This window comes from Ruegeria sp. HKCCD7255 (assembly GCF_013031565.1).
Classification (GTDB): Bacteria; Pseudomonadota; Alphaproteobacteria; order Rhodobacterales; family Rhodobacteraceae; genus Ruegeria.
In genome coordinates, this window is the sequence record NZ_WQAG01000001.1 from 57,887 (window position 1) to 69,759 (window position 11,873).

Sequence of the window (11,873 nt, forward strand, 5' to 3'; positions counted from 1 at the left end):
GCATCTGGACAGAGTGTGCCCGCAAACGCGCTCACATTCACGCAACAGGCGCGTGATCGCGCCGCGATTGAAACGAAAGGACCTAGGCCTTGGGGGTTGGATCAGACTCGTCGGCCTTGGGGGGGCTGTCTTCGGCCCTCAAGGTCAAGGGTGGGTCGTTGGTTTCCGCGGCAATCGGGGCAGGGGCTGAAACTTTTGGTTCTGGGTCTGGAACCGATTCTTCGGGCCCCGGAACGGGCACCGCGCGAGGCGTTCCATCGTCTTCGATCGCGGATGCGGGCTCTACCAACGGTTGGGGCACGGCTTCTTCGACGCGCCGGCGAAACACCAGAAGATTGCGCCAGTTGGTGGACGATCCGGTCAGGCCAGACCGGTCCTCACTGGGCAGAAGTTCCGCGCGCTGATATTCCCAACCGTCCCGACCCATCTGGTTCAGGATCTGTTCGACCGAAACGGCAAAGCGCCCTTCCGGGGTCTTCACACCTTTGGCCTTGGTGCCTTTCTGCGGGGCGGGAACAACTTTGTATTCGTAACGCGACATCACTTGGTCCTGATCTTTTACCGGCGCAAATTAACATGCCATCACGCAGGTGAAAGCACTCTCGGCATATTCTGCAATTTCACTTTGAACTGTTGCGCGAACCCTGCGCTGCTTTCTCGACCAGGGTCAGGCAAACCTCAGTCGCCAGCGCCATATCCTGCACTGATATCCATTCAAGCGGGCCATGGATGCACTGCATGCCCGTAAAGATATTCGGTGTGGGCGTGCCGAACTCTGTCAGGCGCGAGCCATCGGTGCCGCCACGGATTGGAACCGAGATCGGTTCGATCCCATGGGCGCGGCAGGCCTCACGGGCCAAATCCACCGGTGTCATATCGTTTTCCAGCCAATAGCGCATGTTGCGGTATTGGTGACTGATGTCGCAGCTGATCTGGGCGCGCGGCTCGGTCGCCTGAACGGCTGCGCAGACCTGACGGACAATGTCGCGCTGTGCTTCCAGCCCTTCCATTTCAAAGTCACGCAGGATCAGTTTGATCTCCATCTCGGATGAGCCGCCATTCATGTCGGTGACATGAATAAAGCCCTCGCGCCCATCGGTGACTTCGGGCGTCATGGTCGCCTGTGGTAGAGTTTGAACGATTTTGGCTGCCAGATGCGCCGCGTTGACCATCTTGTCCTTGGCCAGCCCGGGGTGGATCGACACTCCGGTGATCTTGATCACGGCGCGGTCAGCCGAGAAGCTTTCATATTCGATCTCCCCCACTTCCTGCCCGTCCAGGGTGTAGGCAAAATCCGCTTTCAGATCCTTGGGCAATTGTTCCGTCACCCCGCGCCCGATTTCTTCGTCTGGTGTAAATGCGATGCGGATCGGGCCGTGCGCGATGTCAGGGTTTTCGATCAGATGCCGGGCGATTGTCATCAGGATCGATACGCCCGCCTTGTCATCACCTCCCAGCAGGGTGGTTCCTGACGCGGTGATAAGGTCATGACCGATCTTCGTCGCTAGATAGGGGTGATCGTCGGGGGACAGCACCAGTTCGGCATCATCGGGAAAGGTGATATCACCGCCGTTATACCCTTTGATCACGCGCGGTTTGACGCCGGTTGCGTTGAATTGCGGCGCGGTGTCTACATGGGCCAGAAAACCGACGGTCGGCCCCTCAGCCGTGCCCGGAATCGTCGCCACAACGACGCTGTCACCGGTCATTTCGACATCCTGCGCACCAATCTCTTTCAATTCGTCACGCAGCAGGTTCAGCATATTGAACTGAATGTCGGTGCTGGGGGTCGAGGCCGAGGTCTCGTCGCTTTGGCTGTCGATGGCCGCGTAGCGCACCAGCCGGGTTTCGAGTTCCTGATCAAATCTGCTTTTCATGGCACCTACCTCTCTGGTGCCGAAGAAAGAGCGCAAACGAAAACGGAGTCAAGCAGATGGCCTGACTCCGCTCAGAACTGGATTGGTTGTTTAGGACCCGAGCTTTTTGCCGACCAACTCGTTGACCGCCTTGGGGTTGGCCTTGCCACCGGTGGCCTTCATCACCTGACCAACAAACCAGCCAGCCAGTTTCGGGTTCACCTTGGCCTTTTCGACCTGCGCCGGGTTGGCAGCGATGATCTCATCCAGTGCGGCCTCGATCGCGCCGGTATCCGTCACCTGCTTCATCCCGCGCTCTTCGACGATCAGCGCCGGGTCGCCGCCTTCGGTATAGACGATCTCGAACAGATCCTTGGCGATCTTGCCCGAGATGGCGTCCGAGGCGATCAGGTCGATGATCCCGCCCAGCTGCGCCGGAGACACGGGCGAGTCGGTGATGTCATGGTCTTCTTTCTTCAAGCGACCAAACAGTTCGTTGATGACCCAGTTTGCGGCCAGCTTGCCATTGCGGCCTTGTGCCACCTCTTCGAAATAGGCGGCGGATTCCACCTCGGCTGTCAGCACCGAGGCGTCATAATCGGTGAGGCCAAACGCGCTGATGAACCGCGCCTTCTTGTCGTCAGGCAATTCGGGCAGCTTGTCGGCGATATCGTCCACCCAGGCCTGCTCGATCTCAAGCGGCAGCAGATCGGGGTCGGGGAAATAGCGGTAATCATGCGCTTCTTCCTTCGATCGCATCGAGCGGGTCTCGCCCTTGTCCGGATCGTACAGGCGCGTTTCTTGCTCGACCTCGCCACCGGCCTCGACAATGGCGATCTGACGGCGGGCCTCGACCTCAATCGCTTGCTGGATAAAGCGCATCGAGTTCATGTTCTTGATCTCACATCGCGTGCCCAGATGCGAAAAATCCTGCGTTTCCTGATATTTCTCATAGGCACCGGGCAGGCAGATCGAGACGTTCACGTCGGCCCGCAAGTTGCCGTTTTGCATGTTGCCGTCACAGGTGCCCAGATACCGCATGATCTGGCGCAGCTTGGCGATATAGGCGGCGGCCTCTTCGGGGCCGCGGATATCGGGGCGGCTGACGATCTCCATCAGGCAAACGCCAGTGCGGTTCAGATCAACGAAAGACATGTTAGGGTCCATGTCGTGGATCGATTTGCCCGCGTCCTGCTCCATGTGGATACGCTCGATCCGAACCATGCGCGCGGTGCCATCGCCCAGTTCAACCAGCACTTCGCCTTCACCCACGATGGGGTGGTATAGCTGAGAGATCTGATAGCCTTGCGGCAGGTCCGGGTAGAAATAATTCTTGCGATCAAAGGCCGATTTCAGGTTGATATCCGCTTTCAGGCCCAGCCCGGTCCGCACGGCTTGTTCAACGCAGTACTCATTGATAACCGGCAGCATGCCAGGCATCGCCGCATCCACGAAAGCCACGTTCGAGTTCGGCTCGGCCCCGAATTCGGTCGATGCGCCCGAAAACAGCTTGGCATTGGACGAGACCTGCGCATGCACCTCCATCCCGATCACCAGTTCCCAATCGTGCTTGGCCCCGGCAATGGTCTTGGGTTTGGGCATTTCGTATGTCAGGTCGAGCATGGCGCGCCTCATATCCGCAATCTTCTAGGCCAGCGTATTAGGCCCGGTGCGGCAAAGGAGCAAGGGGGAATGGGGGCAATTCAGCGAAATCACCCCCGCAGGATCAGTTCCCCGAAAACTGAAGGCCCGAAGGCGTGAAAGTCACGCTTTGACCGCTTCGCAGTTCTTCGCGGAACAGGTCCGAAATGGCGCGCAGCGCGTCAGTGTGGCCACGAGCGGCAAAACGTTCGGGCGAATTGATCCGCAGGCTGTTGTTGAACCCGTCTGCGGCGTGGGCCCAGATCATCGGGTGCAGCTCGGTCATGTGATCACGGATCAGCCATTGCGCGGCTTCGCAGATCTGTTCACGCGCTTCATCAGCCTTGGGGTTGGTCCCCGCGCGTTTCTGCAAGGTGATGGCGCAATAAGCGGCCAGCAGGTTGATCATCTGCTGATCCGGGCGACGATGAACGATGTCGCACAACCCTTCCAGGAAGTACTCAACATCCACCTGTGCAAGCGCGTCGTCATCCAGCGCAATCGCGTCAAACTGAACCCAGGTGTAACCACCTGCGCCCCAGACCGAATGGGTCTGAGCTGCAATGCGCAGCGCCTGAACTTCGAGTTCTTGGTGGCTGCCGAACCAGCGCGGCAACAGATGCGTACCCATGGCGCGCATGTGACGTTGGTTCTGCGGATCCAGCGCGATCAGCGCCTCGTATTTCTGTGCAACCCGCGCCTGTGCCTGTGGCTGAGAGGCCAGCAGCGCGCATTCGGCTGCGGCCAAAGCCGGGCTGTCAGCCAATCTGGACTGGCACAAAGGCAGAACCGCTGCCGCTCGGTCGAAATGCGCGGCGCACCGGGCGCTGTGGAGCGGGGGCAACGTCGCGTCGGTCGCCGTTCCGCGCCATGCCCAGGCCATGTCGATGTGGGTCAAGGCAACCACCAGGCCGATCATCGGATCGCCCGAATGTAGGCGGTATTCATTCTCAAGCTCTGAGATCCCGCACAACAGGTCGTATTCCTGAATGGCTTTCCCATCTGACAGCGCGTGTTCGACAGCCAGAACCACGTCGGAACGCGCGCCAAAGGCCAAAAGATCCACCACGGGTTGGCCGCACGGTGTCACTTTTCGCGCCGCGTCGGCGGCGTGCATTTCTTGCGACAGCTCGTCCCAAAGGTCCTGACGCGCTAGGTGTCTTCCGCGTTCGATCAGCTTGTGACCGACTACATCTTCAGGTTGCATCTGGGCAATTGGAATATTCAGTTGTCCCGACGCCAAAAGCTGGGCGGGCACATCAGCAGTAGCCGAGAGCGTTTCGGGATTGGATTGGTCTAAACGACCGGGTTTTCGGGCGAACATTGCCCCAAGAGACCGTAACATAGTGAACTCGTATATAACTGAACATTCGTAACGTATTCAGTTTGACGAGTATTTGTTTTTAATTCAAGAAATCCGCCCGAAAACCTCTGAATCCGAAACCAATATCGTAAGATTCCAGTGAATCGTTTCTAGAAAACGCGGAAATGATGCCGCTCAACGTCGAATCCGGCGCTTTGCAGAACGATCTCGAGTTGTTTGTGGGGTGGCAAAGATTCATCTGGCAAACGTATTCTCTTGTCGGTCTTCAAGATGGCCGAAACCCTGACGGAAAAGTCCCAACGGGTGTCGAACCGGAACTTTTTTACCTCGGCCAAAGCAAGCGACCCCTCTCTTTTTCCACTGTACCAACTCAGCTTGTCGTCGGTTATGGACATTCCGGCACGGGTATCCATGGCGACGTCCCAAAGGGCGGGGAGGGTCGCCAGGGCCAAAAGGCCCATCAACCACCAGGCTGCATCCAGAACGATAATCAGCCCGACCAGAACCGCATAAATGCAGATCAACACCGTAACGGTGCGCTGGTTACGGTTCTGCCGGGTGAATTCGAACACTGGCTTGGTCATGCATTGAGAATCCGCGAGATCATTTCGGTGGTGTCGCGTGACAGATCCGGCGTGTTTGCGATGCGCTGCAACTGCGTCTTGATCAGTGCTTGTCGGTCGGCATCATAGCGTTTCCAGGTCTGGAACGCACTGCACATGCGCGCTGTGGTCTGTGGGTTGACCGGATCAAGCCGGACCAGCCAGTCAGCCAACAGCGCATAGCCCGCTCCACCTGCCGCATGGAACCCCGCGTGATTCATCGCCAAAGCACCCATCACAGCGCGGAACCGGTTGGGGTTCTTCCAGTTGAAATCGGCATGTTCGGTTAGGGTCCGCGCGGTCTGCGCTGCCGCATCAGGCGCCGCCAACGAGACCTGAAGCCCAAACCACTTGTCCATCACCAGCCTGTCATGTCGCCACTGATCGTAGAAGGCCGACAATTCCTCTTTACCTTTGCCCGCGCGCAGCAGGCACGACAGCGCTCCGAGCTGTTGGGTCATGTTGTCGGCCCGTGTATAAGCCTGAGCCGCCATGGCCCCACCATCCAGACGCGTAGTCAGCGCCAGAGCTGCTCCTCCCAGGGCGCGCTTGCCCGATTGCTGAGCATCCGGGGCATAAGGCTCGTCCACCACCGTTTCGCTGTGCAGGCGCGGCAGCAGGTCTTGCACATGTTGGGCGGTTGTTTGTCGCAGAGTCTCAATCGCAGTCCAGATTGCCATCGGATCGGGCGTGTGGCCCTGTTCGTGCAGCGCGGCGGCCAGTTCGGATTGGGTTGGCAAGCCCAACATCAAAGCCCGGTAGGCCGCATCGAGATCCGCATCCAGCAGAACGGCCAACAACCCATCCAGATAATCCGCGCCAGGTGTTGCATCCTGCGTGATCATGCGCAGCAGCGTATCCTGAACCAGCGACCGCCCCGCTTGCCAACGATTGAACGGGTCGGTGTCATGGGCCAGCAAAAAGGCGCGCTCGGCGTCGCTGTGGTCTTGTTCAAGGATCACTGGGGCCGAAAACCCGCGCAGGATCGAGGCCATCGGCTTGGCCGGAAGACCGGAAAAGACAAAGCTCTGCTCCGCCTCTGTCAGCTCAAGAATTTCCGTTTCGCGCAGCTCATCTCCGTTGGGGCCAAGCAAGCCAACGGCGACCGGGATGACTTGGGGTAGCTTCTCATCCTGACCGGGCGTGGGCTCGGTCCGCTGGCGCAGGGTCAGGGTATAGGTGCCGTCGGCCCAGTCTTCGCTGACGCCGAGACGTGGCGTACCCGACTGGCTGTACCAGCGCTTGAACTGGCTCAGATCGCGGCCGGTGGCATCCTCAAAGACCTGCAACCAATCTTCGATTGTGCAGGCCTGACCGTCGTGACGTTCGAAATAAAGATCAAGCGCCTTGGCATAGCTGTCGTCACCCACAAGCGTCTTGAGCATCCCAATGATCTCGGCGCCTTTTTCATAGATGGTTGATGTGTAGAAGTTGTTGATCTCTTGAAAGCTTTCGGGCCGAACCGGATGGGACAAGGGGCCATTGTCTTCGGGGAACTGCCGTGCGCGCAGGTCGATGGCATCGTGAATGCGCTTGACCGGGGCCGAGCGCATGTCGGATGTGAACTGTGCGTCACGAAAGACCGTCAGACCCTCTTTGAGACACAGCTGGAACCAGTCGCGGCAGGTGATGCGGTTGCCGGTCCAATTGTGGAAATACTCATGCGCGATGATCGCCTCGATCCGTTCGAAATTCATATCGGTCGAGGTTTCGGGACTGGCCAGCACGGCGGAGGAGTTAAAGATATTCAACCCCTTGTTCTCCATCGCGCCCATGTTGAAATCATCGACGGCCACGATGTTGAACACATCCAGATCATATTCGCGGCCATAGACGTCCTCGTCCCACTTCATCGACTTTTTGAGCGCCTCCATCCCAAAGGCACACTTGCCTTCATCGCCGGGGCGGACCCAGAGATTCAGGACAACATCGCGACCCGACATCGTGGTGAAGTGGTCAGAGTGTGCGACGAGCTCGCCCGCAACCAGCGCAAACAGATAGGCCGGTTTGGGCCAGGGATCGACCCATTCCGCCCAGCCTTCTCCCTGGTCTGACGGGTTGCCATTGGACAGCAGCACCGGCAGGTCGCCTTTGATGCGCACGGTAAACGTGGACATCACATCAGGTCGGTCGGGATAGAAGGTGATCTTTCGAAACCCTTCTGCCTCACATTGGGTGCAATACATGCCGCTTGACATATAAAGCCCCTCAAGCGCGGTGTTGTTGCCCGGATCAATCTCGACCACGGCCTCCCATATGAAAGGCGCAGTGGGGACATCGGCGGTCAGGCCTTTGTCAGTCACTTCGGGCGAGATAGTCGCGCCGTCGATAGAGGCGCGGATCAGTTTCAGCTCTTCACCATGCAGAAAGAACTGGTGATCACTGGCGTCGGGATTGGGTCTGAACGCGATGCGGGACGTGACCCGCGTGGCATGTGCTGCCAAGTCAAAGGTCAGGTGTACAGAGTCGACCAGAAATCCAAAGGGTGTGTAGTCTTTGAGGTAGATTGTGGTCGGAGCAGCGTCGCGCATCAGGGCCTCGTATCAGTTGGGTCGGCGCAGACGTTAGGGGCATCGCAAGATGGCTGCAAGCCGCCGTGATCTTGCCATTTGAAACTGCTTCTTGATATTTTGGTAAATTATTTTTACCAAAATTTACGCGTTTTTGTTGCCTATCGGAAATTTTCCCCCTAACTGAGGTCGAGAGGAAACTTCGGCACAGTCGGAAAGGGATCGATATGAGTGACAGAGTAAACCGAAACGGGCTGCAAATTGATCCGGTGCTTGTAGATTTTGTCGAGACACAGGCGCTGCCGGGCACGGGTATCGCGGCCTCTGATTTCTGGGCGGGTCTTGCGCGGCTGGTCAATGAACTGGGACCAAAGAACCGCGACCTACTGGCCAAACGGTCCGATATTCAAAGCCGTATTGATGGCTGGCATGCCGCACGCAAGGGGCAGGAGATTGACGCCGCCGAATACCACGGTTTTCTGCGAGAGATTGGGTATCTGGTCGAAGAGGGTGACGCTTTTCAGATCGAAACAGCAAATGTCGATCCCGAAATCGCGAAAACTCCGGGCCCGCAGTTGGTTGTGCCCATCACCAACGCGCGCTTTGCATTGAACGCGGCCAATGCTCGTTGGGGCAGCCTTTACGATGCGCTTTATGGTACCGACGCAATGGGTGATCTGCCCTCAGGCGGCGGATATGACACCGTGCGCGGTGCGCGGGTGATTGCCTGGGCAAAGGCGTTTCTGGATGAGGCCGTACCTTTGGCGTCCGGATCTTGGACAGATGCGTCCGCTCTGAGCGTTGCAGATGGTGCTTTGACCCCCACACTGGCAGATCCGACACAGTTTGTGGGCTTTGGCGGTGGCGCAGAAGCCCCCGAGTTTATTCTGCTCAAGAATAACGGGCTGCACATTCAGATCGTGGTTGATGCCGCCAGCACAATCGGGGCAAGCGACCCGGCTGGCATTTCGGATGTGCGGTTGGAATCGGCGCTCTCCACGATCATGGATTGCGAAGACTCGGTGGCCTGCGTGGACGCGGCCGACAAGGTCGTGGCCTATGGTAATTGGTTGGGCCTGATGAAGGGCGATTTGACTGAGGAAGTCAGCAAGGGTGGCAAAACCTTTACGCGCAAGCTGGCCGATGATGTTGCCTATACGGGCGCCAGCGGCGAAGCGGCCACGTTGAAAGGCAGGTCGCTCATGCTGGTACGTAATGTCGGGCATTTGATGACCAACCCTGCCGTTCTGGATGCCGAAGGGCGCGAGATTGGCGAGGGGTTGTTGGATGCGCTCTGTACCACGTTGATCGCAATGCACGACCTGAGCCGCGATGGCGGCAACTCGGTCGAAGGCTCGGTCTATGTCGTCAAGCCCAAGATGCACGGGCCGGAAGAGGTGGCTTTTGCGGTCGAGATCTTTGACATGGTCGAGGACATCCTTGGCTTGCCGCGCAACACCGTAAAACTGGGCATAATGGATGAGGAACGTCGCACCTCGGCCAACCTTCGGGAATGTATCCGGGCCGCTAAATCGCGTGTCGCCTTTATCAACACCGGTTTCCTGGATCGGACCGGGGATGAGATCCACACATCGATGGAAGCCGGTCCGATGTTGCCCAAGGGTGACATCAAGAACACGCCCTGGATCGCCTCGTATGAGGATCGCAACGTCGATATCGGGTTGGCCTGCGGGCTGAAAGGCAAGGCGCAGATCGGCAAGGGCATGTGGGCGATGCCCGACCGGATGGGCGATATGCTTGAGGCCAAGATCGGTCACCCGATGTCCGGCGCGACCTGCGCCTGGGTGCCGTCGCCGACAGCTGCAACCTTGCATGCCACGCATTATCACAAGGTCGATGTACTGGCCCGACAGGACGAGATCGCGGCAGGTGGCGCGCGCGGCACGCTTGAGGATCTGCTGACCATCCCGTTGTTGGGCGGGCGCAACCTGAGCGATGAAGAGATCACGTGTGAGATCGAAAACAATGCGCAAGGCATTCTGGGCTATGTGGTGCGTTGGGTTGATCAGGGCGTGGGCTGTTCCAAGGTTCCCGACATCAATGATATCGGCTTGATGGAAGACCGCGCGACGTGCCGAATTTCCAGTCAGGCCTTGGCCAATTGGCTGCACAACGAGCTGATCAGCCAAGAGCAGGTTATGGCTGCGATGCAGAAGATGGCCGCTGTGGTGGACCGTCAGAATGCAGGTGATCCGTCTTATCAGCCGATGGCGCCTGGGTTCGACGGGATCGCCTTTCAAGCCGCTTGCGATTTGGTGTTCAAAGGGCGTGTCCAGCCTTCGGGCTATACCGAGCCGGTTTTGCATGCCCGTCGGTTAGAGCTCAAGGCCAGCCTCGGCTAAGAGACAGGTATTGGGAACGAGTAGTCTGTCTGCCTCCTCGTGCTCCTCAGAAGATAGTATTGGTCAAATGAAAGGGATCAGGCATGGCAGTTTCCTTGCGCAAGGCGCGCACGATTATTCGCAAGGCTCTGGAAAAAGGGCGTGAACTAGAGTTAAAGCCGCTGTCGGTTGTGGTTCTGGATTCAGGCGGTCATGTCATCGCGTTCGAGCGCGAAGATGGCGCGGCACCCGGACGGTTCGCGATTGCGCAGGGCAAGGCCTATGGGTCGGTCATGCTGGGCATGGCGGGCACCGCGCAGATGCAGCGGGCCGAGGCGCAGGCCTATTTCATGGCGGCTGTGAACGGCGTTTACGGTGGTCAGGTGGTGCCGGTGCCAGGTGGCGTCTTGCTGCGGGATCGCAAGGGGGCTGTCATCGGCGCGGTTGGCGTGACCGGCGATACCTCGGACAATGACGCAGTGGCGGCGATGGCCGGGATCGAAGCGGCTGGCCTGATCGGCGAGATCTAAGCGTCCCCGTCAGAAACAGCTCGGGGCGGCGCAGTGCGTGTCGAACCACGAAACGCTTGCGTGATTTTAACAGAGATACCGTGGTCGACATCTTGCCTGGGTCAATTGTTGGTCTTCGTGACGAAAATACACGCATTTGAAGCGCATATTTGTCGCTTTGATGCGGTTGTTGAGAAATTCACAGACGAAGCTGCGCCCATGCACTTTGAAACCTGCAACGGATTTGGCATTAAGGCACAAGCCGTCTTGGAGCATGGAGAAAACTGAATGGCGCGTCCGGTTGTCGGAATTATCGGAAACTCGTATCTGCTGAACGATGAGTACCCGACCCATACAGGCGGCACGATGAATTCTGATGCTGTGGCGAATGTTTCGGACTGTATCCCATTGCTGATCCCTTCGGACCCGCGGTTTGTCTCTGTCGCAGAACTGCTTGAGGTCTGTGACGGGTTTTTGCTGACCGGTGGTCGCCCAAATGTGCATCCCGAGGAATATGGCGAGTCTGCAACCGAGGCGCATGGCGAGTTTGACCGCGCGCGGGATGCGATCACGTTGCCTCTGGTCCGGGCTTGCGTTGAGCGTGGTCAGCCTTTTCTGGGCATTTGCCGCGGGTTTCAAGAAGTCAATGTGGCCATGGGCGGCACCCTATATCCCGAGATCCGCGATCTGCCCGGGCGTCAGAACCACCGGATGCCGCCGGATGGGACGCTGGAAGAGAAATTTGCGCTGCGCCATGTGGTGACGCTCAGCGAAGGAGGCGTGTTCCACCGGCTGTTCGGGGCGCAAGAGGTGATGACCAACACGCTGCACGGGCAGGGCATCAAGAGCGTCGGGCAGAATGTCGTCATCGACGGCCACGCGCCGGATGGTACACCCGAAGCGATTTACGTTGATGGCGCGCCCGGCTTTACCCTGTCGGTTCAGTGGCACCCGGAATGGGATGCGGCCAACGATCCGGTGTCGCGGCCTTTGTTTCAGGCCTTTGGAGAGGCCGCTCGGTCTTGGGCCGGATGCAAGCGGTCCACACCGCTGCAACGCATGGCCTAGCGTCGAAGGGGAACCGGCCCC

General features: G+C 58.5%; 9 protein-coding genes. 3 read left to right on the forward strand and 6 right to left on the reverse strand.

Features of this window, described 5'->3' with window-relative positions:
• Positions 1-82: 82 nt before the first annotated feature.
• The 6 genes from GOX45_RS00305 to pepN all read right to left on the reverse strand — a co-directional run bounded on the left by GOX45_RS00305 (position 83) and on the right by pepN (position 7,954).
• A complete protein-coding gene (locus GOX45_RS00305; RefSeq protein WP_171096857.1) occupies positions 83-541 on the reverse strand; it encodes a DUF4177 domain-containing protein in 459 nt (152 codons plus the stop codon).
• 79 nt (positions 542-620) lie between these two features.
• The gene (pepT, locus tag GOX45_RS00310; RefSeq protein WP_171096859.1) at positions 621-1,877 is read right to left on the reverse strand and encodes a peptidase T; all 1,257 of its coding nucleotides are present in this window, start codon (positions 1,875-1,877) and stop codon (positions 621-623) included.
• A gap of 90 nt (positions 1,878-1,967) precedes the next feature.
• Positions 1,968-3,479, reverse strand: a complete 1,512-nt coding sequence (gatB, locus tag GOX45_RS00315) for an Asp-tRNA(Asn)/Glu-tRNA(Gln) amidotransferase subunit GatB (RefSeq protein ID WP_171096861.1) — start codon at positions 3,477-3,479, stop codon at positions 1,968-1,970.
• 103 nt (positions 3,480-3,582) lie between these two features.
• Positions 3,583-4,704, reverse strand: a complete 1,122-nt coding sequence (locus tag GOX45_RS00320; protein ID WP_254445891.1) for a hypothetical protein — start codon at positions 4,702-4,704, stop codon at positions 3,583-3,585.
• A gap of 266 nt (positions 4,705-4,970) precedes the next feature.
• Positions 4,971-5,405, reverse strand: a complete 435-nt coding sequence (locus tag GOX45_RS00325) for a hypothetical protein (RefSeq protein ID WP_171096863.1) — start codon at positions 5,403-5,405, stop codon at positions 4,971-4,973.
• A complete protein-coding gene (gene pepN / locus GOX45_RS00330) occupies positions 5,402-7,954 on the reverse strand; it encodes an aminopeptidase N (RefSeq protein ID WP_171096865.1) in 2,553 nt (850 codons plus the stop codon). Before pepN ends, GOX45_RS00325 begins: the two co-directional genes overlap by 4 nt.
• 206 nt (positions 7,955-8,160) lie before the next feature.
• Between pepN and GOX45_RS00335 the strand changes: the two genes are divergently transcribed.
• From GOX45_RS00335 to GOX45_RS00345, 3 genes are all read left to right on the forward strand, one after another.
• Positions 8,161-10,296 (forward strand): malate synthase G, encoded by a 2,136-nt coding sequence (locus tag GOX45_RS00335; RefSeq protein WP_171096867.1) that lies wholly within the window; start codon positions 8,161-8,163, stop codon positions 10,294-10,296.
• An 83-nt stretch (positions 10,297-10,379) separates the two neighbouring features.
• Positions 10,380-10,805: a heme-binding protein gene (locus GOX45_RS00340; RefSeq protein ID WP_171096869.1), complete on the forward strand. Its 426-nt coding sequence runs from the start codon at positions 10,380-10,382 to the stop codon at positions 10,803-10,805.
• A 267-nt stretch (positions 10,806-11,072) separates the two neighbouring features.
• Entirely contained in the window at positions 11,073-11,852 is a 780-nt protein-coding gene (locus tag GOX45_RS00345) for a gamma-glutamyl-gamma-aminobutyrate hydrolase family protein (RefSeq protein WP_171096871.1), read from the forward strand.
• The last annotated feature ends 21 nt before the right edge of the window (positions 11,853-11,873 follow it).